Origin of the sequence: Hyphomicrobium sp. (genome assembly GCF_019744875.1) — a bacterium.
Lineage (GTDB): Bacteria > Pseudomonadota > Alphaproteobacteria > Rhizobiales > Hyphomicrobiaceae > Hyphomicrobium_C.
Genome location: NZ_JAIETU010000005.1, coordinates 950,840 through 972,700 on the forward strand (window position 1 = coordinate 950,840; position 21,861 = coordinate 972,700).

Consider the following 21,861-nt stretch of genomic DNA (forward strand, 5'->3'; position numbering starts at 1 on the left):
GGGAACCGCGAGCCGGAGAGGGCGCTTTCGCACTGCACCAAAATTGCCGCTCGTTGCGACCGAGGCAGCTCGGAGAAATCCCGAAAAAATGACATCGGAGTGCAAGACGTGGCGGCCCATTAGCATGGCGCACCCTCGGATGGTTACATAGCTCCCGCCCCGTCGTCTCAGTAGAGATAATGCGCTAACTGTAAATCGTGTCAAACTAATTCAGGTGTGCGCGTTTTTTCGATGCGCGCTCGACGAGCTTTTGAAGCAAAAAATCAAAAACTGAATTATCGCGGCTGTGGTGCCCGGTCGACACCAAAAACCTCTTGGCTCGCTCTATGAATGATGAGGGATTCTCTTGTCGCGTGCTGAGCCTTGGACAGAGGAGCAATGCGATGAACCGGAACTTTCCTTGTGTCGCAGCAGTCGTGCTTTTCACGTCGCTGACTTGCGCCGACGCGCACGCGGATGAGTTCGCGTTTTCTTCATATGGCCTCGGTGCCGCCGCGTTCGGCGCGGGCGTCACGCCGCCCGCCGGCACATACGTCACGTTTGCATCCGCGTATTACGAAGGTGAGATCAACGGGCCGGTCACGATCGGTGGTCGCGTCATCAACGTGGGCATGGGCGCCGAGTTCTTCTCGCAAGCAACGAACATTCTGTACGTGCCTGAGGCGAAGATTTTCGGTGCGAACCTAGGTCTCTCCGTGACCATTCCGGTCGGACACATCGACATCGAGGCCCAAGTCACCGGCCCGCTCGGCAATACCGTGACGGAATCGGTCGATGGTTGGGGCTTCGGCGACGTGAACGCGCGCGCTCAACTCGGCTGGTCGCGCAAGGACTTTTCCCACACGGCCTACGTCCAGGTCGTGGCGCCGACCGGAAAGTACGATCCGAACGGGCTTCAACCGAACATCGGGCTCAACCGGCCCGGGATCGACGTCGGCTGGGCATTCACCTGGACGGTGTCGAAACTGCAAGTCAACGGTGCCGCGGGCGTGACGTTCAACTCCGAAAACAAGGAGACCAATTACGATAGCGGCACCGATTTTCACTTCGAGTGGGCGGTCGGCTACGAGATTTGCACGGGGCTAGTTCTCGGTGTGGTCGGATATGATTATCGTCAGATCTCCGGCGACTCCGGCCCTGGTGCCGTGCTGGGGCCGTTCCAGGGCGACGTCGATGCCATTGGCGGAGGCTTGTCCTACACGACGCTGGTGGGGCAAACGCCCGTTGTTCTGAGCGCACGGCACTACGAAGAATTCAACGCCAAGCGTCGTATGGACGGCAGCACGTCGATGTTGTCCGGCACAGTACGGTTTTAGGACTCGTCTCACCCGGCGATCCCAGAACGGATTGCGGGATGTGCGTATTCCGGATGCCGAGCGGCCGCCCGATGTCCTTGATGCTGACGTTCGAGTAGGTCTGCCGGGCGAACAACTCGAACGCGCTGAACTGCAATTTCAAAGCGACGTCCGACGGATGGTCCCGGTCGGCAGTTTTGGCGGCCACGGCCCGCCGTCGCTACTGCGCCTCCTGCTGCGGATCGATTTCATCGTGAAGGTCCTGTTTTCTCGGGGCATTTCAGCCCATTGCTAGATAACAGGCTGGCCGCGATCGTGAGGCGCGCGTGAACGCCTGCGATACAGCAGCTTTGCAAATAGTCTTGGAGATATGCCGGATTTCTCGCTGGTTTCGGTGGGCTCATCCAACGCGTCCGGTCAGCTCCCACAAACTGACGCGATATGGATCGCTGGATCGGCAGCGTGCTCCTGACCCGAAAGTTTCCGGGACGCCGGCAGCGTTTACTTTACCGCGCCCATTCCGCCAGCTTACGGAACTTTGAGGCCGTACGCAGGATCACCGTGGTATAGCTTCAGCCCCATCTCAGGTCAGCACGTGACACGTCATCCCGTCTTCTTCGACCCGACGAAACGCCGCTCGGTTGTCCTCGGACATCTCGGTCGGATCGTCTCCGTGATCAGCACGATCATGCTGCTCGCCTTCGTGGCGAGCGTGCTGTTCTTCCCCGGCGTCTCTGTTCTGCCTCTCGCGCCGCCGCACAAGCGCTCGCCGCTGACGGTCGCCAACGACATTGCGCAACGGCGTGAGCTTTTGCCTGCCGCGCGCCGGCTCGCGGATGACGCGCGCTCGAACAAGGCCGGCCTGCCGAAATGGGCCAAGCATCAAGTCATTCCCAAGCCGTCGTCGAAGCAGCTTGCGGGAATCCGTGCGCGTGAGGGCAGCCGGCCACTCACGATCGGCTTCTACGTGACGTGGGACGACAGCAGCTATGCGTCGCTCGCGAAGGCGATGCCGAAGCTCGACTGGGTGGTGCCGAGCTGGCTCGAGCTCGTCGGTCCCGATATGGAACTCAAGACCGGGGTCGACCAGAAATCGGTTGATCTTCTGCGCAGGCAGAAGGTGCCGCCCGCCGTTCTCCCGATGCTGCAGAATGCAAGCGACGGAAAGTGGGATGGCCCGGGGCTCGCGCGGATGCTTGCCGACCCCGCCAAACGCCAGGCCCGCCTCAACAACCTCGTTGCCTTTCTCGAGACGAACGCCGCCCAAGGCCTCGTGGTCGACTTCGAGGAAGTTCCCAAAGAGGCGCACAAGAACCTCATCACGTTCCTTCGCGAGATGCGCCAGGCGTTCGCGCCCCACGGCTGGCTGGTCGCCATTTGCGCGCCATTTGACGATCCCGACTGGACCTATCGCGTCTACGCGACCGTGACCGACTACCAGATCCTGATGGCCTACGACGAGCACTTCGAGGAAGGCTCGGCAGGAGCCATCGCGTCACAGCCATGGTTCGTCGATAAACTCAGCCAGCGCATGAAGGAACTCAATCCTGCGCACACGATCGTCGCGCTCGGGAACTACGGTTACGACTGGGGCGGCAAAGGGCCTGCGATCGACATGACGTTCCAGGAAACGGTGCTCTCGTCCAAGGAGTCCGAGGCGCCGATCCTATTCGATCCGGCTACGCTCAACCCCTATTTCCAGTACAAGGAGGACGACGGCAGCACCCACGACGTCTGGTTCCTCGATGCCGTGACCGCCCACAACCAGATCCGGGCGGCGGACGTGTTCCGCCCCATGGGCTATGCCCTGTGGCGCCTCGGCTCGGAAGACCCGTCGATCTGGTCGCTGCTCGGCAGACCCTACGACGCGGGCGTGCCCGAGGAGCTCAAGACCATCGTTCCCGGCAGCGATATCGACATCGAGGGCGAAGGCGAGATTCTCAGCATTGCGGCCGAACCCGCCAGTGGCGCCCGTACGTTTGAGATGGGCAAGAACCAGATCATCACGTCTGAGGCGTTCACCACGATTCCGACTTCCTATGTCATCCGCCGCTCGGGGTTCGTGCCCAACAAGGTGGCGCTGACGTTCGATGACGGGCCGAGCGCCGAGTGGACGCCGCAGATCCTCGACATCCTGAAGGAAAAAGGCGCCAAGGCGACGTTCTTCATCGTGGGCGAAAACGGCGAGGCCAATCCCAGTCTGGTCCAGCGTCTTCTTGCGGATGGCCACGAGATCGGCAACCACACGTTCACGCATCCCAACCTCGGCGAGACCTCGGAGCAGGTATCGCGCATCGAGATCAATGCCACGCAGCGACTGGTCGAGGCGCTGACGGGGCGCTCGATGCGGCTCTTCCGGGCGCCGTTTTTCGGCGATGCGGAACCGACCACCCCGAGCGAGATCAATCCCGTCAAGCTCGCGCAGACACTGGGCTACGTATCGGTCGGACTCCGAGTCGATCCCGACGACTGGCAAAAGCCGCCGGCAGACCTCATCGTCAAGCGGGTGCTGGATCGCATGGCCGATACCAACCCCGAGACGCGCGGGCAGATCGTGCTGTTGCACGACGCCGGCGGCGACAGATCCCAGACCGTCAAGGCGCTGCCGCGCATCATCGATGCCTTGCGCGCCAAGGGTCTCAAGATCGTGCCGGTCTCGGAGCTGGCCGGCTGGACGTTCGACCAGGTGATGCCGCCGGTTCCACCCGAGGACCGCTCGACGCTCGTTAACTGGTACGTGTTCATCACGGCGAGCTGGCTTCAGTCCACGATGCATTTCCTCTTCAAGCTCGCAATCGGCCTTGGCCTGGCTCGCCTCGCAGCGCTCTGCGGACTCGCGCTCTGGAGCCACTTCAAGCGCGGACGCACGCCCCCTGTCAGTGCAAGTGACGGCATCGCGGTGACGGTGTTGATTCCGGCGTTCAACGAGGAGAACGTCATCGGGGAGTCTGTCGTACGGATCCTTGAAAGCCGCCACGTCACCCTCGAGGTGATCGTGATCGATGACGGGTCGACCGACGGAACGAGCGACGTCGTACGCCGCAGTTTCGGGGCCGATCCGCGCGTCACGCTCATCACGATTGCGAACGGCGGCAAGGCGCACGCGGTCAACACAGGGCTCGAGCGCGCGGCGGGAGAGGTCATCATCGCGCTCGATGCCGATACGCAGTTTGAGCCGGACACCATCGCCAAGCTCACCCGTTGGTTCGGAGACGCGACGATCGGAGCCGTCGCCGGCAACGCCAAGGTCGGCAACCGCATCAACATGCTGACGCGCTGGCAGGCGCTCGAATACATCTCGGCACAGAACCTCGAGCGGCGCGCGCTCGCGGCGCTCGACTGCATCACGGTGGTGCCGGGCGCGGTGGGCGCCTGGCGACGCTCCGCCCTGGCGGAACTCGGCGGATTTCCAGGGGACACGCTTGCCGAGGATCAGGATCTCACGATCGCGATCCAGAAAGCCGGCTACCGAGCGATCTTCGATGCCGACGCAGTGGCATGGACTGAAGCCCCGGATACGGTCGCCGGGCTCGCCAAGCAGAGGTTCCGCTGGTCGTTCGGGACGTTGCAGTGCTTGTGGAAGCACGCAGACGTCACCTTCCGGCCGCGCTATGGCGCGCTCGGCCTCGTCGCGCTTCCGCAGGCCTGGCTGTTCCAGATCTTGCTCGGGCTCATCTCGCCATTCGTGGACCTGATGCTCGTGGTTCAGGTCGTGACGGCGACGCTCGACTATCTCGAGCACGGCGCGCAGTTCGATCCGACCAACCTCGAGATCACCCTGTTCTACTATGCGCTATTCATGACCGTCGACCTCGCCACGGCGGCGATCGCATTCCTGTTCGAGAAGAAGGAGGACTGGCGACTGTTGTGGTGGCTCGTCCTGCAGCGGTTCGGCTACCGCCAGCTTCTCTACTATGTCGTCGTGAAGTCCGTCATCTCGGCGGCCAAGGGGCACCTCGTTGGCTGGGGTAAGCTCGACCGCAAGGCGACGGTGAACCAAGCGGCGTTGCCGCCGAAAGCGCCTCCTTCCGAGGACACACGATCAAGCTGATCACGATTCGCACTGATGAGATCCGAAGCGATCCTGGTCTAGAGCACGACGACGTGGATGTCGGCGTTGCTGACCTCGATAGGCGGTGCGAGATCCGGATTGCTGTTGAGCAGATTGAGCAAGGCTTCGACGCGGCGAGCGGAAGCGCGCCATACCTCGCGTGTCTCGCGGCTGGCGGGCTCGTGCAGCACCGACTTGCGGATCGCCAGAAACGTCCTGAGAAATTCCGCTTCAGAGCTGTCGCTCACGCCGCCGATCTTGGCATTCACGCGTTTGAGGATCGAGGGCAACGAGTCCGGATCCGTGCTCGCGCCGTGCTGCAGCCAAGTATCGTAGAAGATCGCCTTGCCGATTGCGGAGTGGATGCCGGCGGCCTTAGCGGCGGCCAGGGCGGGGCGCAGATACAGCCTGTCGGCCTCGGCGTCGCAGGCACGGCCCAGCAGCTCCGAAGCCTTCACCTCTTTGCGCCACGCCGCTGGAAAGCCCGCCAGCTCCGCTTTGCGTGCCGTCATCGTCACGGGCGGGAGATGGGGCAGGAAGCGCGTGAGCGTCGTCGCGGGGACGTCCTTCGCGTAGCGCCGGATCACCTCGGCAACCTCGCTGTTGTAAGTGCAGAAACCGTACTGTGTAACGGTGAAGCCGCGGCCGTCCTCGAGGTCCTCGACGTAGGCAAAGTCGGGTTCGGCGCTCCCGACCTCAAAGACATTCGAGATCGCCTTGATGCGCCGGACGAGTGCGTGATCGGCGTTCCCGCTGGGCGGCGTCGCGGCGGGCCCCTCCTCAAGCTCGACAGCTTCCGCGTGCGCACCTGCCACGGCTGCGACCGCCGAGATCAGGGAGATGTGTCCCGCGAGACGCAAGATATCGCGGCGGCTCTTTTGCATTTCAGCACTCCGAGGTTGCGATTGCATGAGCGTGATGCCCGCGCGGAGCGGGCACTCTTTGAATCACATATGCGGCAGCATCGGGATCATCAATTCCTAAATCGGGTCGCCTTACGCATCTGTAAAGCGCCAGCCACCGCGCCGTAAGCCGACAGGTCCACACTAGGCGCACGTCACGATTGAAAGGAAAGTCGCCATGACCCCCGAGGAGCGGCAGCTGGTCACCGGTTTGTTTGACCGTTTGCAAAATATCGAGCCCGTTGCGAAGGACCGCGATGCGGATCAATTGATCCGTGACGCGGTTAGACAAGTGCCCGACGCGACCTACTTGCTGGTGCAGGCTGTGCTCGTACAAGAACAGGCGCTGTGGCAAGCCGACGCGCGCATTCGCGAGCTCGAGGAGCGCGTGGCCACTCTTCCGTCCGGCGCCATTGGGCCAGATCAGAGCACTGAAAGCCGTAGCTTTCTAATCGGTGCGGGCGGTCTTCAGTTTCGAACGGCCGGTTCGGTTCCGTTGGCAGGCAGGCAAGTAGCGGATCCGCCCGCAATCGATGGGCGACCCCGCGCGCGGGACGCCGACCGCTCGCCGCTACCTGTACCTTCCGGAGGCGGGTTTCTCGCTTCCGCACTTTCAACGGTGGCCGGAGTTACCGGTGGAATGCTCCTGGCCGACAGCATCCGAAATGTACTGGGTGGCGGCCATCTTGGCGAAGGTGCATCCAGTTCTATGGCGGCCGTCGATCGCGCGCAGGACGAAGCGCAAGATGCCCGCGAAGCTCTTGCCGCGGATGACGCACAAGACGCCTTCGATGAGGTTGATGGCGAGGGCATTGACGTTTGATCCCCGACCCTTCCGAGACATGACAAGCCATCCTGATCGGTCAGTCATGCGCTCCACAACAAGACAGAAGGAGAAGTCAGATGAAGTCCAACGCCAAGTTTATGGTACCCGTTGCGGCGCTCATTGTTGGTGCGAATTCGATTTTCGCAGCCGGCGTTGCAGCGGCGGCGGCGAATTCAAAAGTGCATTCACCGGAGTCAATCCAGTGTTCTAAGGATGCCGACGCCAAGAACCTGCACGGCAAGGAGCGTCAGAAGTTTCGCTCGGAGTGCAAGAAGGAACTCAAAGCGAAGTCCGCGGCAGCTCTCAAGAGCCCCGCCGCGGTAAAGAAACCATACTAGCGAAGACCCGCTGCGTGATCTTGTACAAGGAGCCGCTAGATTACGAGGTGCTCGAGAAGGATTTGCTCGCTTGCGGGGCGTTATCCGCTTAGGGCCGGATTGCACCGGTTCACAATCCCGTGTCATCACGCTCGGTCGCTTGAGGCCTCACGATTTGACCAGGCTTTGTGGGCGACCGGGATAAGGGCGACGACGGCGAGAAGGCCAAGCGCGATCAGCAACTGCGGCGTGACAAGCGCTCGCGTATCAATTGAGTAGACGCACGCATCCGGGCTGGCGGCGTTGTTTGCGATACAGGTCGTGTAAAGAGCGTTCTGCGCTCAATGATGTCGGCCGCTAGCGGCGGCACGATCCGTCGCTCCGGCCATCGCTGAGCGCTCTGTAATCGTGCGGCTTCACTCCTCGACATCGTCTCCATCCCTTCCGCAAGGGGGCCTTGTGGCTGGGCTTTTCCAGTGGACAATGTTTGCGCCTGTGCTGATCCTTGCGGCCTTCGCAAGCCTCGCGTGGCTTTCGCAAACGCCGCCGGTTGAGGCGTGGCGCTTTTCGCTCAGCCTTTTCGTCGCGTGGTTGGGCTTCGGCTGGTTTGCTGCGGTTGTTCCAACGCGGGCAACATTGGCCGCTGGTGTGCTGTGCGCCCTTGCTCTTCGCGTCGTTGGCTTCTGCACGGTCCCAATCTACGAAGACGATTGGGCGCGATACCTTTGGGACGGATACAGGTTTCTGCAGGACGGCACACCATATGGATACGCCCCTGAAGCGTACACCGACGACGCCAGCCTGGATGACATCTGGACGGCCATCCTCGCACAGGTCAACAATCCCGCTGTTCCCACCATCTACGCGCCGACGCTGCAATACGTGTTTGGCTTTGCGGCCTGGGCGGCGCCGGCGAGCCTCACCGCGCTCAAGGCGATCTTCATCGCTGCGGATCTCGCCATTTGGGCGATGATCGCGCGGATCGGGGGATTGGCTGCCGGTCTACGGTACGCACTGTGCCCGCTTGTGATCTTCGAGGTGTCGATGAATGCGCATGCGGACATCGTTGGCGTGGCTTTGATGGTTGCCAGCTATGCGCTCATCCGGAGCGAACGCTTGCTTGGAAGCGGGGTCGTGTTTGCACTGGCGCTGGCGTGCAAGCCTTTTGCGATCATCGTCGCGCCGTGTTTTCTGCAAAGGAAATGGTATCTTGTCGCGCTCGGCGCCGGCGTCGCATTTGCGCTGCTTTACTTGCCGTTTGTCGTGGCCGGCGCCACCGAGTTCGAGGGCTTGCAGGTCTTCTCGCGCTGGTGGGAATTCAATTCGTTCGGGTTCGCGGGGCTAAAGGCGGTCTTCGGAGATCCTGCTGCGCGGCCGCTCGGATTCCTGCTCGGTGCTGCTTTGGCCACGGCGCTTGCCTTACGCTGGCGGACCAAGGAGCCGGAGACGGTTCCGCCTGCGGATCTGTGGCTGATGGCGCTTTTGTTTTTTGCTCCGGTCATCAACCCTTGGTACCTGCTCTGGGTCGTCCCCTGGGTCTGCCTGCGATCGAACGCGCTCACGTGGTCCATCCTGCCGGCGATCTCGGTTTCGTATCTGACGGCAGGAGCTCTCGGATTGGCCGGACCGGGGTTTCACGATCATCCGGACTGGGTGAGGCCGCTCGAGATCGGCGTCGCGCTCGCGACCTATATCGCCACTCACCGCATCCGGCAGAAGATCCGTGTTGATGCGTGATTCCGCTACACATTGTGCGTCGTCGTCCCAATAAGCTTTGCATGAATTCTTAGTTGGACAAAGCGCGGTTCAATGGAACTAGCGTTCAACTAAGGGCGGCACCACGCGCGGCCCGACTGACCCTCACTCCAGTCCGAGGTGATCGCTCGTGTCCTGCGCCGACATCATGAAAGCCCTTTCGGACAAAACGAGATTGGCCGTTGTGGAGCAACTATTCTTCGGTGCGCGCCGGGTCAACGAGATCAATAGCGAGCTGAACCTCGAGCCGACGCTGTTCTCCCATCATCTCCGCGTCTTGCGGCAGGCGGGGATCGTCGTCACGCGGCGCGAGGGAAAATCGATCGTCTACTCGCTGTCACCTGCGGTCACAAATGGCCACACCAGTCCCGTGCTCGACTTCGGTTGCTGCACACTCAGCTTCAACATCAAATCTGAAGGTTCGTGACTATGATCCGCGAAGCCGCCCTTGGTTTGTCTTTCGCAACTCTGACTCTGCTCGCCGTCACCGCTTTTGCCGCAGAAGAGCCCAGCACCGCCGCGCCTCTCTCGGGCCAGCTGACGATTACAGGGGCCAGCACCATTGCGCCACTGGCATCGGAAATCGGCAAGCGCCTGGAAGAGACGAACCCTGATCTGCGCATCGATGTGCAGACCGGCGGGTCGGCGCGTGGCGTCGCCGATGTCCGCGCCGGTCTAGCCGCGATCGGCCTCGTGTCGCGCAACCTGAAAGACGACGAGACGGATTTGACGGCCTTCACTATCGCGCGCGATGGCGTGGGTATCATCCTCAACACGGACAACCCGGTCTCAGTCCTGACCGACGAGCAGATCGTCGACATCTATCTCGGCAAGATCGCGAACTGGAAAGACGTCGGCGGAAAGGACGCTCCCATTACGGTCGTCAACAAAGCCGAAGGCAGGTCCACGCTCGATCTCTTCACGAACTATTTCAAACTGAAGAACAGCGACATCAAGGCCAGCGTCGTGATCGGCGACAATCAACAAGGGATCAAGACCGTTGCCGGCAACCACAATGCCATCGGCTACGTTTCGATCGGCACGGCTGAGTTCGAATCAGAACAGGGCACGCCGATCAAGCTGCTGCCGCTCAAGGGCGTCGCTGCGTCTGTCGAGAACGTCCGCAACGGGACATTTTCTCTCGCCCGTCCGCTTAATCTCGTCGTCAAAGCTGCGCCGGAAGGTACGGTCAAAAGCTTTATCGACTTCGCGCAATCCAAGGACGTTCGCGATCTCGTCAAGGAACAGTTCTTTGTGCCTTTGCAGTAGTGGTGGCGGCTTCGTGTCGATCGTGATCGTGTGATGGTCAAGACGCTGTCTCCTAACGTCCGTGACCGGCGGCTGCTGTGGACGCTTTCGCTGTCTGCCGCGACCGCCGCCGGATTGCTGCTCCTTATTTTGATCTTCCTGGCTAAGGAAGCCTGGCCGGTACTGTCCACCGTCGGTGTCACGTCGTTTGTCATGGATAGCTCGTGGCATCCGCTCGAAGGCACCTTCGGCCTGACGCCGATGTTGGCAGCTTCGGTGGCGATGTCCGCGCTCGCCATTCTGATTGCGGCCCCTCTCGGTGTCGCGCTGGCGCTTTTCTGCCGCTTCTATGCGATGGGTCCTGTCGCGCGCCTTTTCCGATGGGCAGTCGTGCTTCTGGCCGGTATTCCGTCGGTCGTGCTGGGCCTGTGGGGACTGACGACGCTTGTTCCATTGATCAACGACCTGCGCGCGCCCGGCACCAGCCTTCTCGCCGGCAGCGTCGTGCTCGCCCTGATGATCCTGCCGACCATTGCCCTGACGACAGAGGCCGCACTGACGTCGGTCTCGCAGTCGTATTGGACAGGAGCTTCGGCGCTTGGCCTGTCGCGTGAAGCGATCATCCTAGCCGTCGCGTTACCAACGGCGCGCAATAGCATTGCGGCCGGAGTTCTGCTTGCCTCGGCGCGAGCGCTCGGCGAAACGATGGCCGTTCTGATGGTCAGCGGCAACGTCGTGCAGTTGCCGTCGAGCCTGTTCGATCCCGTGCGCACGCTTACGGCCAACATTGCTCTTGAGATGGCGTACGCCACCGGCACGCACAGAGCCTCGCTCTTCGTATCCGGTCTCGCTCTCACGCTTCTGGTGCTGGCGCTTGCGGCAGCGGCTCGACGCAGCGGAGGTCAGGTTGTCCATGCCTGATGCGGTTCTATACCCGGGTTCTGCGCGCGCCGGATCGACGCCGACGTTCTTCTGGAGAAACCTCGCGCTCCAGAGCTTCGTCTGGCTGGCATCACTGCTCATCATCGGAGTGTTTCTCTGGCTTCTTGGCGACATCCTGTGGCGCGGCGCAAGCCGTGTCGATTGGGAGTTTCTGATAAGTGTGCCGAAGAGTGCCGGCCGCAGCGGCGGTATCGCTCCCATCATCGTCTCGACGGTGCTCATACTTGTCGTCGCCATCGCAGTTGCGTTCCCGTTGGGGCTCGCGACCGCCGCTCTCCTTTCCGAATACGCTCGACAGGGCGGCGCTAAAGTTCGGGGCGTCGGTCTCAGCCTCGATGTCCTCGCGGGCGTGCCGTCCATTGTCTTCGGATTATTCGGAAACGCGTTCTTCTGCGTTTGGATGGGGCTCGGATTCTCGATCCTGTCCGGCGGATTGACGCTGGCGTGCATGATTCTGCCGATCGTCATCAGAACCGCGGAATCGGGACTGCGGATGGTGCCTGACGAATGGCGCCTTGGTGCGGCGGCGCTCGGCGTTTCCCGCAGCACAACCATCGTACGGATCTTGATCCCGGCGGCTGCGCCGGCGCTCGTCGCGGGCTTGATGCTTGGGATCGGGCGGGCCATGGCCGAGACGGCGGCTCTCATCTTCACGAGCGGATACGTCGATCGGATGCCGCGATCGGTCTTCGATTCAGGCCGCGCGATCTCGGTTCATATCTATGACTTGACCATGAATGTCGCCGGAGGAGATCCGAACGCGTACGGCAGTGCACTGGTCCTCATCGCTCTCCTTATTGTCATCAACAGCGCCGCTCTGTGGCTTGCCAATCGCGCCCTAGATCGAAAGCCCTCACGCTCATGAACACACCCTTCGTCGGCGATCTCGTGCCGGACAGCAAAACCGGAGAGGCATTCACGCTCGGACCGCTCGTTACGGGGCCACCTTGCTGTGAGCCCGTTCCGAAAATTCGGGTCGAGTCGCTCTCGCTGAGCTACGGGCAAAACGAGGTTCTACGCAACATCAGCCTCGACATCTACGGCGGCTGCATCACGGCGCTCATCGGGCCTTCCGGTTGCGGCAAGACGAGTTTGCTTTCGAGCATCAATCGGCTGACGGATTTGGTTCCCGGCTGCCAGGTACAGGGACGCATTCTGCGCGAAGGCGGCGACATTCACGCGCCGGGCGTCGACGTTCACGCATTGCGGCGCGACGTAGGCATGATTTTCCAGCGGCCTAACCCCTTCCCATTGTCGATCCGGCGCAACCTCGCACTGCCGCTTCGCGAGCACGGCCTGCGCAACGCTCGCGAAATCGACGATCGCATCGAGCGTTCGCTCAAGGACGTGGGCCTTTGGGACGAGATCTCCGATCGGCTCGATGCGCCGGCACAAGCGTTGTCCGGCGGCCAGCAGCAACGTCTTTGTATTGCGCGCGCGCTGGTGCTTGAGCCGTCGGTGCTGCTGATGGATGAGCCCTGCAGTGCGCTCGACCCGATCTCATCTGCCGTGGTGGAGGATCTCGTTGAGAGCCTCAGGGGGCGCTACACGGTCGTGATCGTCACCCACAATCTGGCGCAGGCGCGTCGCATTGCGAACTACGCCGCGTTCTTCTGGGTCAAGGATCGGGCGGGCACGCTGGTCGAGTTCGATCACTGCAAGCGGCTGTTCGAGTCTCCCCGGGACGAACGTACGGCAGCGTATGTGAGCGGCGCACGCGGCTAGCATGTCGCTACTGCTGGAGGGACACATGCCACGATGCGAGCGGCTGATCGATATGGGACGTCGCCAGTTCCTGAGGGGAAGCGCCATTGCGGCTGCGGGAGCCGCCGCGGCGGTCAGCGTACCGTCCGGAGCACAGGAGGTGAGGACGCAGGCGGCCATGGCCCGCGTCGAGTACCCGTCGATCAGGCTGGCAAACATCGCCGACCTCACGATCAACAGGCCTCTCGAGGTCGCCTTTCCGGACGACGACGCCCCGGGCGTGCTCTTGAAGCTCGGCTCGCGGGTCGAAGGCGGAACGGGACCGGACGAAGACATCGTCGGCTTCTCCACGACCTGCCCGCACAAGGGATTTCCGCTTCTCTATAACGCCGACGACCGCACGTTGAACTGCCGCAACCACTACTCCCGTTTCGACTGCGAGGCCGGCGGGCAGCAGATCTGGGGCCACGCAGCGCAAAACCTGCCGCAGTACGCGCTTCGGATCGACGAGAACGGCGACATCTACGCCGAAGGTGTCGACGAGCTTCTCTACGGCCGCCTTTCCAACGTGCTCTAAGGGCAGACATATGGCCTACAAGCGACAGATCGACCGCCTTCCGATTATTCCTGCGGATGCGACGAAGCACAACGTTGTCTGCCACTACTGCATCGTCGGCTGCGGCTATCACGCCTACAGCTGGCCCGTGAACAGACAGGGCGGGGTCGCCCCCTCCACCAACGTGTTCGGCGCCGATCTTTCCCGGCAGCAGCCTCCGGATACCGCCGCTTGGTACGCGCCATCCATGTACAACATCGTGAAACAGGACGGGAAGGACGTGCATATCGTCATCAAGCCCGATGATGCATGCATCGTGAACTCCGGCCTCGGTTCGGCGCGCGGCGCCCGCATGGCGGAGATGAGTTACTCGCGTGCGCGCACGACACAACAGCAGCGTCTCACTGATCCGCTCGTCTGGCGCTACGGGCAGATGCAGCCGACGAGTTGGGATGACGCGCTTGACCTCGTCGCTCGTGTGACGGCGCGGATCGTCGCGGAGAAGGGTGAGGACGCGCTCTTCGTCTCGGCGTTCGATCACGGCGGCGCCGGAGGCGGATACGAAAACACTTGGGGCACGGGAAAGCTCTATTTCGGTGCCATGAAAATCAAGAACATCCGCATCCACAATCGCCCGGCGTACAACTCCGAGGTCCACGGCACCCGCGACATGGGGGTGGGTGAGCTCAACAACTGTTACGAAGACGCGGAGCTTGCCGACACGATCATGGTTGTGGGCGCGAATCCGCTGGAGACCCAGACCAACTACTTCCTCAACCACTGGGTGCCGAACGTGCGCGGCTTTTCGCTCGACAAGAAGAACGAGCAGTTGGCGGGCGAGGCGCACGACCGCGGTCGGATCATTATCGTCGACCCGCGACGGACGGTGACGGTCGCCGCATGCGAAGCGGAGGCCGGACCGGAGAACGTTCTGCACCTGCAGATCAACTCGGGCACCGATCTCGCTCTCTTCAACGCACTGTTCACCGAAATCGCAGACCAAGGCTGGGTCGATCAGGACTTCATCGATCGGAGCACCACATCCGAGGCAGGAGCCGGCGATGGATCCGATCCCGCGTGGCCCGCTGTCCTGACTAGCTTCATCGCAGCGCGAGCGGGCAACAGGATGACTGTAGAAGAGGCTGCGGAGATCACGGGCCTTTCGCCGGACGACATCCGCAAGGCGGCGCGATGGATCGCGCAACCCAAGCAAGGTGGCGCCCGCCGCCGCACGATGTTCGCATACGAGAAAGGCCTCATCTGGGGCAACGACAACTACCGCACCAACGGCGCGCTGGTGAACATTGCACTTGCGACGGGCAATGTTGGCCGTCCCGGTGGCGGTGTTGTCCGGCTTGGCGGGCATCAGGAAGGGTATGTCCGTCCCAGCGACGCGCATGTCGGCCGGCCGGCGGCTTATGTCGACAGGCTCCTGATAGACGGTCAGGGGGGCGTTCATCACGTCTGGGGCTGCGATCATTACAAGACGACGCTCAACGCATCCGAGTTCATGCGCGTCTACAAGCAGCGCACGGACAAGGTGAAGGATGCCATGAACGCGGTGCGCTACGGCGACCGCGAGGCCATGGTCGACGCCATCGTCACCGCGATTAACGACGGAGGGTTGTTCGCGGTCGACGTAGACATCGTGCCGACGAAGATCGGCGAAGCCTGCCATGTAGTGCTGCCCGCCGCCACCGCAGGTGAGATGAATCTCACCTCCATGAATGGCGAACGGCGCATGCGTCTCACTGAGCGCTACATGGACCCACCCGGCCAGGCTATGCCCGACTGCCTGATCGCTGCCAGGATCGCCAACCGCATGCAGCGCATCTTAACCGACCTCGGCAAGGCGGATATTGCCGCCAACTTCGACGGGTTCGACTGGAAGACTGAGGAAGACGCCTTCACGGATGGCTACAATGCAACCGCGAAGGGGGGCGAGCATGTCACCTACGATCGGCTGCGCGCCATGGGAACCAACGGCTTCCAGGAGCCTGCGGTCGGTTTCGAGAACGGCAGGATCGTCGGCACGCAGCGCCTCTATGCCGACGGCAAATTCGGCACCGAGGACGGCAAGGCCCGCTTCATGTATGCAGAATGGCGCGGCCTCGAGGCGCCCGGCAAACAGAAGCAGCGGGACAGCTACGCCTTTCTCATCAACAATGGGCGCGCCAACCTTGTCTGGCAGTCCGCCTATCTCGACGTGGACAACGACTTCGTGATGGATCGCTGGCCGTTCCCATTCATTGAGATGCATCCAAACGACATGGCCAAGGTCGGAGTCAAGAAAGGCGACCTCGTCGAAGTCTACAATGACGCCGGGTCGACGCAGGCGATGGCCTATCCGACGCCCTCCGCGCGTCCGGGAGAGACGTTTATGCTCTTCGCCTTCCCGACCGGCGTGCAGGGCAATGTGGTCAACGCAGGAACGAACGAACTCGGTATTCCCAACTACAAGCAGACCTGGGGCAACATCAGAAAGATCGCCGACGCTCCTGCCTCAGTGGCGCACCTGTCGTTCAAGTCCAAGGAGTATAATGCGACGTAGAACGCCGCTACCTGCGTGTTGCGCTAGATATCTTAGCCGCGGCGATCGTGCCGTGGAGCAGGCCCCACTTCGGATAGCTGGCGAGCGACGCGGCATCGTCGACGTCATCGATCTCAGGTAGGAGGGCTACCCTCCGTCCTTGAAGGTTCCGCATGGAGTCGCTAAGTGCGTGCGCGGTCGACCAGCGGACATCATGAAACGGATTTGGCGCGTTTGGCCTTCGCCGCAGCCCGACGGCCCAGTAGCCGCCATCGCTCGAAGGACCGAAGACGGCGTCTTGGCCTTCCAGCAGGCTGAAGCCCTTTGCGATCAGGTCGGGGGGGATGCCGGGCACATCGCTGCCGATAATGAGCACGGGCCCGGTGGGCAGGCGATTGGTCACGCGCATCAGGCGCTGCCCGAGATCGCCCGTGCCCTGCTGCAGTATGCCGTATCGGGATGGCCAAGGGCCTGAATGATCTGGCGTCACCGCGAGCCACGTCGACCATCGGGCGTCGTTGCCCAGTTTCAGCAAAGTGTTGGCCAGGCTCACGCGCTGGAATCGGAGCGCCTCGACCGCGCCGGTCTGAGCGGCGAGGCGACGCTTTCCCGTGCCAAGCCTAGGATAGCGCGTGAAGATGACCAGATGGCAGTTGGTCTTCATGACGAACCGTAAATGCGCGCGATCAGCCGCGGCGGCACATTGAGGTAGTAGAGCGAAAGACAGAACAGATTGCGTGCGCTGCGCGTGAACCATCCCTCCTGCTTCCAGCGGAAGGCGGAGGTGTTCGCTGCGATCGCCAAGATCACCAAACGTTTGCGACCGATGCGACGGACCAAATCGACATCTTCCATGAGCTCCCAAGCGGGATACCCGCCAACGGCGGTGTAGAGATCTCGATGGATCAACAACCCTTGGTCTCCGTAGGGAAGCCCCAGGGTCCGCGTGCGCAGCGCGACGATCCATTCCAAGCGCCGGGCCTGCGGAGACATGTCGTCGAGCGTGAAGCTGAAAGCGGCAGCCTTTTCCTTATTGGGAGGACTGGCAATGAAGTCGGTGACGGCGGATTTCCAGCCAGGTTCCAGGTGCGTATCCGCATGGAGGAAAAGGAGCCACTCGCTGCGAGCCAGATCCGCTCCGGCTGCAAGCTGGTAACCGCGTCCCTTTGCGGCTCGGACAAAACGAGCGCCGTGTCGGATCGCAACGTCCTGCGTGCCGTCGCGGGAGCCGCCATCGACAACGATGATTTCTTCCACGCCGCCCAGCATTTCCAGCGTTGCGGAAAGGGTCGCTCCAGCGTCCAGGGTCGGGATAACGACCGAGATGTCGAGCGTGCCGGTATTCACCACAGAATGCGTCCCGTGCTTTATCCGAACAATCCGAGGAAGCGAACAAGTCTCCTGGTTCGCGCGGAGAACAGTGCTGGCGTAAAGTAGCTCCCGGCCGCGCGTTTGCTGATCTCGGAGAGCGTCGGGTATGGCACGATCAGGGACGCGACGTCGCCGATCTTGTGATCTTTCGAAATCGCGAGGATCCACGGCAATAGCAACTCGCCCGCATGCGCGCCCACCACTGTCGCGCCTAGGATCCGCCCCCGTTTTCCGATGACCACCTTGAGGAAGCCGTCCGTGTGGCCCTCGGCTTGCGCCCGGTCATTGTGGGCGAAGTCCGCGCGCAGGACGCGGACCTGGTCTCCATGGATCTCGCGCGCGGCCGCTTCGGCCAGTCCAACCTGGGCGAGTTCAGGATCGGTGTAGGTGACCCACGGCAAGGCCTTCGGAGCGTTCTTGGCGGGCAGGCGGAACAGCGCATTTCGCAGCACGATGCCGGCGTGATAGCCCGCAACGTGGGTGAACTGGCGGCCCCCGATGACGTCGCCGGCGGCGAACACGCGCTTGTTCGTGGTGCGCAACCGGGCGTCCACGTTGATGCCTTTCGGTGTGGCCTCCACGCCAGCCTTGTCGAGACCGAGCCCATCGATAGTCACCTGGCGCCCGGTTGCGATCAGGAGATGGGAGCCTCGGATGGCATTCTCCCGTCCCTCGTGCTGCAGAATGACGGTGATGCCTTCGCCGGTCTTTTCGATCCGCGTGATTGCCGCCGCCTCAAATGTTGAAATGTTCTCGGCCGCAAATTGTTTGCGGATGACTTCGACGGCTTCTGGGTCGTCCTTTGACAGCATTCGCCCGGCGTCGATGAGCGTAACCGCTGCTCCCAAGCGGCCATGCGCCTGGGCCAGTTCGCACCCGATCGGACCTGCACCTATGACAATCAGGTGCGATGGCAGAACGGTGTTCTCGAAGATGGTCTCGTTCGTGAAATACGGAACGCTGTCGAGACCCGGGATGCGCGGAATGGACGGGCTGCTGCCGGTCGCGATCACGAAGCGGCGGGCGCGGATTGTGACGTCGCCGGCCGCAATTGTGCGATGATCAATGAACGAGGCGCGTGATGTGATGACCCGGCAGCCAAGACCGGTGAAGCGCTCGACCGAGTCGTGCGGAGCGATTGTCTGGATAACGCTGTGGACGTAGCGAGTGGTCGTGGCGAAATCGATTTGCGCGTCATGCGGGGTAAGGCCATAGCGATGACCACTTCGCGCCGTGTGCGCCACCTTGGCCGCCGCAAGCAGTGACTTCGACGGTACGCAGCCGGTGTTGAGACAATCGCCGCCCATGCGATGAGCTTCAATAAGCACCGTGCGGGCGCCCATCTGCGCGGCGCCTGCTGCCACAGAGAGGCCCGCCGAACCGCCTCCGATGATGCAAATGTCTGCCTTCAGCGCTTCTGACACGTGGCCTCCCGGGCTGGTCAACGAACGACCAATCTCCAGCGAGTGGCCCGAGGGAATGCTAGTTGATCGCTCGCGGCCTCGCTAGGTACGACGCGTGCGACGGATTTATCAAATCGCTTGGAATGCGCCGTCTGCAAAAGCAGACAACATAGGGAATATGACACGCAAGTTGTGGCGTCGGACGCATCGTGGTGGGGAAGACGACGCGAAGGGTCGGTCTTCCCGCGTCATCGCTTATTGCTGGCCGTTGTCTTCGAGGATCATATTTCTTGCAACTCGTAACTCCGCTTCGCTCTGATCGCTTTCGGCACCTTTTTTTGCCTTGTGTGCCCCCTCCGCAAGCGTCTGCCATCAGGCCGGCGTGGCACGAAGGGTCGCCAGCAAGTTCGCATTATTTCATCTCGCAATTTCAGCGTCCGTGAAATCCGGACTACCGATGGCAGCTTGCTTTGCCAAGCAGACCTGGACCCGCGCCACGTTCGCGTGCGAACGTCCGCTTTGGGTCGGGAGCGAACGTTACGTAGCTCCATTCGTTGAATTGCAAGTGCATGGGTCGCGAACGATACCGCCTTGATATTCGACACTTGCCGCAACAGGCATTCGAAGTCAGTTGTCGACCAGTCGCGGCCCTCGCCCGATGGTCGATCGAAGCAGTTCTCAACGGTCTGCTCGAGTTCCGGCAAGCCTATGCCTGCCTGGCCATGCGCGAGGTTACTGTCACGGACAAGGCGATCCGGATCTCTGGCTAGAAAGCGGTCTTGGCCAGGGCCGCAGCACAGGGCTTAGACAGCGCTCCGCCCGGAGTTCTCTCATTTGTTCGTGAATGGCGCGCCCGAAAGGATTCGAACCTCTGACCCCCAGATTCGTAGCCAGTTCGACATGGCTCTCTAACCCGCATCGTTATTTGAGGTCAGCAGCGTAAGCCGATAATTTCTGGGAAGAAACGCGGCGAGCGGTGGACCAATAGTGTCCTAGGGAATTCACCCAGTTCCACCCTTCGCCGGGACCCGTACGGGACCCCGGAAAGCTCATGGCTACGCTCAAATTCACTGCGCTGTTCGTTGAAAATATCAAGGTTGAGAATGGCCGAACCGCCTTTCTCGATACCCACACCCGCGGCTTAGAGCTTCGCGTGACCGGAGCCGGCGCTAAAACCTGGGCCGTTCGCTACACCCGGAAGAGCGACGGCCGGCGCAGGCGTGTCACGCTCGGCACCTTCCCAGCAATTTCGTTAGAGGCGGCCCGCGTCGCCGCCCAAGAAAAGCTAATCGCGGCGGCTCGTGGCGCAGACCCGGCTAGCCAGGCGCAGGAACGCAGGGACGCGCAGACGTTCCGCGAGGTCAGCGACGAGTGGGAGAAGAGGCACGGCCAGCCGAACAAGGGTTACAAGTCGCTTAAAGACGATCGCCGCATGCTGGACCGGCACATCCTTCCTCAGATCGGCGGGATGATCGTGGGAGAGATTCAGAAGCGCGACATTATCCGCCTCTTAGATGTCGTGGCCGCAACCCCTGACGCCCGCAAGAGCAAGGGGCAACGGCGAATGACTCACCGGCCTAACCGGGTGTTTGCACTGGTCCGGTCGATTTTTAGGTGGGCGCTGGGGCGCGATCTCGTGAAGTCCGATCCGACCGCAGGCGTCTCTGCTCCCATACATAAAGAGAAGCCGCGTGAGCGTGCGCTATCGCGAGGCGAAATCGGGACTGTCTGGACCACGCTGGCCGCGGCACCGGATAGGCGCGCGCTGGCCGGCAAGGGCGACTTCCCCATGACTAGAGCAACGGCGTTGGCGATGAAACTCGCGCTCGTGACTGCGCAGCGCATCGGAGAAGTGTCGGGAATAGAGAAGTGCGAGTACGACCTCGCGGCGGCCATGTGGGTTGTGCCCGGGGAGCGCAGCAAGAATGGTGAGCCCAATCGCGTGCCGCTCTCATCACTAGCTATAGAGCTAATCCGCGAAGCCGAAACCTTGGCCGGCGATTCTCAATGGCTGTTTCCGAGCCCCAAGCTCTCAAGATCAGGGACGGTTAGGGGGCCGATCGATCCTCACGCCGCCACTAAGGCGCTCGCCCGGTCAGCTAAATTTATTAAGGTCGATAGATTTAGGGTCCACGACTTAAGACGCACCGCGGCGACTGGTATGGCTGAGCTGGGGGTTTCTCCGCACACTATATCTCTGGTCTTAAACCACCGAAGCGCCCGGAAAGGTACCGTGACCGGCGCCGTCTACGTCCAATACACCTACGATCGGGAGAAGCGGGAAGCCCTAGATAAGTGGGCTATGGCTGTGGAGACAGCCGTTTTAGCTTCATCGGGTGACAACGTTTATGATTTTAAGGCCGCTGCGACCGCCTAACTTAAACTTAGTTGGACTCGGATACACGATTTGACACGGCTTAAAACGCCTTCTGACCGCCTTAAACTGCCGTAATCGGTATAAGTCCGATATAAATTTATTATGCGAGAGTTGAAATGTGAGGTTCTAGGACGCTGTTTGTCCTAAACCGGTTTCACGATTTTGAGCGGAGCGAGTTCGCAACTACCTTTTCAAGATGCCCTGTTAGGGCGCCTCTTGAATGGAGTTGTGGCCATGGCCTACGTGCCTTCCCGCCTTATCCGTCAGCCCGAAGCGTCGTTTGTGACGGGGCTTTCGAAGTCAATGATGTACCTGCTCATCGCGCGCGGTGACTTCCCCAAGCCGAGAAAGATCAGTAAGCGCGCGGTTGCGTGGAGCCTCGAAGAGATCGAAGCCTGGGCTACTTCCCGCAAGGTTGCTGCATAAGAAAAAAAGCCCGCGGCGCCAACCGCGGGCTCTTTTTAACTTGTGATTTTAATGGCGAGTGGAAGATGTTTTGCAGCCACACTATCGTAAATTTAGGCTCGAAAGTCAAATCTACGAAGTGCTTCCCTTCGCGAGTTTCGAAAGGAAAGTACTTTGTT

At 61.5% G+C, this 21,861-nt stretch carries 19 protein-coding genes; 15 read left to right on the plus strand and 4 right to left on the minus strand.

Translation table 11 applies throughout. The features are described 5' to 3' along the window. The first annotated feature begins 383 nt into the window (after positions 1-383). The 3 genes from K2Y42_RS14460 (at position 384) to K2Y42_RS14470 (ending at position 5,346) form a co-directional block, all read left to right on the plus strand. Entirely contained in the window at positions 384-1,316 is a 933-nt protein-coding gene (locus K2Y42_RS14460) for a transporter (protein ID WP_291153793.1), read from the plus strand. A 40-nt stretch (positions 1,317-1,356) separates the two neighbouring features. After that, the gene (locus tag K2Y42_RS14465; RefSeq protein ID WP_291153796.1) at positions 1,357-1,590 is read left to right on the plus strand and encodes a hypothetical protein; all 234 of its coding nucleotides are present in this window, start codon (positions 1,357-1,359) and stop codon (positions 1,588-1,590) included. Between the two features lie 300 nt (positions 1,591-1,890). Continuing rightward, positions 1,891-5,346: a polysaccharide deacetylase family protein gene (locus K2Y42_RS14470; RefSeq protein WP_291153799.1), complete on the plus strand. Its 3,456-nt coding sequence runs from the start codon at positions 1,891-1,893 to the stop codon at positions 5,344-5,346. 38 nt (positions 5,347-5,384) lie between these two features. Here K2Y42_RS14470 and K2Y42_RS14475 read toward each other — a convergent pair whose 3' ends face one another. Then, on the minus strand, positions 5,385-6,230 hold the full coding sequence (locus K2Y42_RS14475) for a chitosanase (protein ID WP_291153802.1): 846 nt from the start codon (positions 6,228-6,230) through the stop codon (positions 5,385-5,387). 196 nt (positions 6,231-6,426) lie between these two features. On the opposite strand from K2Y42_RS14475, the gene K2Y42_RS14480 reads away from it, so the two are divergent. From K2Y42_RS14480 to K2Y42_RS14525, 10 genes are all read left to right on the plus strand, one after another. Then, a complete protein-coding gene (locus K2Y42_RS14480; RefSeq protein WP_291153804.1) occupies positions 6,427-7,071 on the plus strand; it encodes a DUF2076 domain-containing protein in 645 nt (214 codons plus the stop codon). A gap of 80 nt (positions 7,072-7,151) precedes the next feature. Then, positions 7,152-7,412, plus strand: coding sequence for a PsiF family protein (locus tag K2Y42_RS14485; protein WP_291153807.1), 261 nt, complete (start codon positions 7,152-7,154; stop codon positions 7,410-7,412). A gap of 462 nt (positions 7,413-7,874) precedes the next feature. Then, on the plus strand, positions 7,875-9,128 hold the full coding sequence (locus K2Y42_RS14490; protein ID WP_291153810.1) for a hypothetical protein: 1,254 nt from the start codon (positions 7,875-7,877) through the stop codon (positions 9,126-9,128). Positions 9,129-9,276: 148 nt separating this feature from the next. Beyond that, positions 9,277-9,573: a metalloregulator ArsR/SmtB family transcription factor gene (locus K2Y42_RS14495; protein WP_291153813.1), complete on the plus strand. Its 297-nt coding sequence runs from the start codon at positions 9,277-9,279 to the stop codon at positions 9,571-9,573. A 2-nt stretch (positions 9,574-9,575) separates the two neighbouring features. Continuing rightward, positions 9,576-10,415 (plus strand): phosphate ABC transporter substrate-binding protein, encoded by an 840-nt coding sequence (locus tag K2Y42_RS14500; protein WP_291153816.1) that lies wholly within the window; start codon positions 9,576-9,578, stop codon positions 10,413-10,415. 33 nt (positions 10,416-10,448) lie between these two features. Continuing rightward, positions 10,449-11,315, plus strand: a complete 867-nt coding sequence (pstC, locus tag K2Y42_RS14505) for a phosphate ABC transporter permease subunit PstC (protein WP_291153819.1) — start codon at positions 10,449-10,451, stop codon at positions 11,313-11,315. Continuing rightward, on the plus strand, positions 11,308-12,201 hold the full coding sequence (gene pstA / locus K2Y42_RS14510) for a phosphate ABC transporter permease PstA (RefSeq protein WP_291153822.1): 894 nt from the start codon (positions 11,308-11,310) through the stop codon (positions 12,199-12,201). Before pstC ends, pstA begins: the two co-directional genes overlap by 8 nt. Further along, positions 12,198-13,061: a phosphate ABC transporter ATP-binding protein gene (locus tag K2Y42_RS14515; RefSeq protein ID WP_291153824.1), complete on the plus strand. Its 864-nt coding sequence runs from the start codon at positions 12,198-12,200 to the stop codon at positions 13,059-13,061. The genes pstA and K2Y42_RS14515 overlap by 4 nt, the downstream gene beginning before the upstream one ends. A gap of 25 nt (positions 13,062-13,086) precedes the next feature. Continuing rightward, positions 13,087-13,617, plus strand: a complete 531-nt coding sequence (locus K2Y42_RS14520) for an arsenate reductase (azurin) small subunit (protein WP_291153826.1) — start codon at positions 13,087-13,089, stop codon at positions 13,615-13,617. Positions 13,618-13,627: 10 nt separating this feature from the next. Next, positions 13,628-16,147, plus strand: coding sequence for an arsenate reductase (azurin) large subunit (locus tag K2Y42_RS14525; protein WP_291153828.1), 2,520 nt, complete (start codon positions 13,628-13,630; stop codon positions 16,145-16,147). A 7-nt stretch (positions 16,148-16,154) separates the two neighbouring features. Here K2Y42_RS14525 and K2Y42_RS14530 read toward each other — a convergent pair whose 3' ends face one another. From K2Y42_RS14530 to K2Y42_RS14540, 3 genes are read right to left on the minus strand one after another with little or no spacing between them, the layout of a single operon-like run. Then, positions 16,155-16,790 carry a TIGR04282 family arsenosugar biosynthesis glycosyltransferase gene (locus tag K2Y42_RS14530; RefSeq protein WP_291153831.1) on the minus strand — a complete coding sequence of 212 codons (636 nt, stop codon included), beginning with the start codon at positions 16,788-16,790 and terminating at the stop codon, positions 16,155-16,157. Further along, positions 16,787-17,476, minus strand: coding sequence for a TIGR04283 family arsenosugar biosynthesis glycosyltransferase (locus K2Y42_RS14535; RefSeq protein WP_291153833.1), 690 nt, complete (start codon positions 17,474-17,476; stop codon positions 16,787-16,789). Before K2Y42_RS14535 ends, K2Y42_RS14530 begins: the two co-directional genes overlap by 4 nt. A 17-nt stretch (positions 17,477-17,493) precedes the next feature. Continuing rightward, positions 17,494-18,921, minus strand: a complete 1,428-nt coding sequence (locus tag K2Y42_RS14540) for an FAD-dependent oxidoreductase (RefSeq protein WP_291153835.1) — start codon at positions 18,919-18,921, stop codon at positions 17,494-17,496. A gap of 1,030 nt (positions 18,922-19,951) precedes the next feature. Between K2Y42_RS14540 and K2Y42_RS14545 the strand changes: the two genes are divergently transcribed. Both K2Y42_RS14545 and K2Y42_RS14550 read left to right on the plus strand, forming a co-directional pair. Then, positions 19,952-21,277, plus strand: a complete 1,326-nt coding sequence (locus tag K2Y42_RS14545; protein ID WP_291153837.1) for a site-specific integrase — start codon at positions 19,952-19,954, stop codon at positions 21,275-21,277. A 234-nt stretch (positions 21,278-21,511) separates the two neighbouring features. After that, positions 21,512-21,703, plus strand: a complete 192-nt coding sequence (locus K2Y42_RS14550; protein ID WP_291153839.1) for an AlpA family phage regulatory protein — start codon at positions 21,512-21,514, stop codon at positions 21,701-21,703. The last annotated feature ends 158 nt before the right edge of the window (positions 21,704-21,861 follow it).

Bases quoted from the DNA above. Each gene is read 5' to 3' on its own strand.
- K2Y42_RS14490 (WP_291153810.1), top strand. From the start codon at position 7,875: ATGTTTGCGCCTGTGCTGATCCTTGCGGCCTTCGCAAGCCTCGCGTGG.
- K2Y42_RS14485 (WP_291153807.1), top strand. From the start codon at position 7,152: ATGAAGTCCAACGCCAAGTTTATGGTACCCGTTGCGGCGCTCATTGTT.
- K2Y42_RS14480 (WP_291153804.1), top strand. From the start codon at position 6,427: ATGACCCCCGAGGAGCGGCAGCTGGTCACCGGTTTGTTTGACCGTTTG.
- K2Y42_RS14475 (WP_291153802.1), bottom strand. From the start codon at position 6,230: ATGCAAAAGAGCCGCCGCGATATCTTGCGTCTCGCGGGACACATCTCC.
- K2Y42_RS14545 (WP_291153837.1), top strand. From the start codon at position 19,952: ATGGCTACGCTCAAATTCACTGCGCTGTTCGTTGAAAATATCAAGGTT.
- K2Y42_RS14520 (WP_291153826.1), top strand. From the start codon at position 13,087: ATGCCACGATGCGAGCGGCTGATCGATATGGGACGTCGCCAGTTCCTG.
- K2Y42_RS14500 (WP_291153816.1), top strand. From the start codon at position 9,576: ATGATCCGCGAAGCCGCCCTTGGTTTGTCTTTCGCAACTCTGACTCTG.
- K2Y42_RS14550 (WP_291153839.1), top strand. From the start codon at position 21,512: ATGGCCTACGTGCCTTCCCGCCTTATCCGTCAGCCCGAAGCGTCGTTT.
- K2Y42_RS14460 (WP_291153793.1), top strand. From the start codon at position 384: ATGAACCGGAACTTTCCTTGTGTCGCAGCAGTCGTGCTTTTCACGTCG.
- pstA (WP_291153822.1), top strand. From the start codon at position 11,308: ATGCCTGATGCGGTTCTATACCCGGGTTCTGCGCGCGCCGGATCGACG.
- pstC (WP_291153819.1), top strand. From the start codon at position 10,449: ATGGTCAAGACGCTGTCTCCTAACGTCCGTGACCGGCGGCTGCTGTGG.
- K2Y42_RS14515 (WP_291153824.1), top strand. From the start codon at position 12,198: ATGAACACACCCTTCGTCGGCGATCTCGTGCCGGACAGCAAAACCGGA.
- K2Y42_RS14525 (WP_291153828.1), top strand. From the start codon at position 13,628: ATGGCCTACAAGCGACAGATCGACCGCCTTCCGATTATTCCTGCGGAT.
- K2Y42_RS14530 (WP_291153831.1), bottom strand. From the start codon at position 16,790: ATGAAGACCAACTGCCATCTGGTCATCTTCACGCGCTATCCTAGGCTT.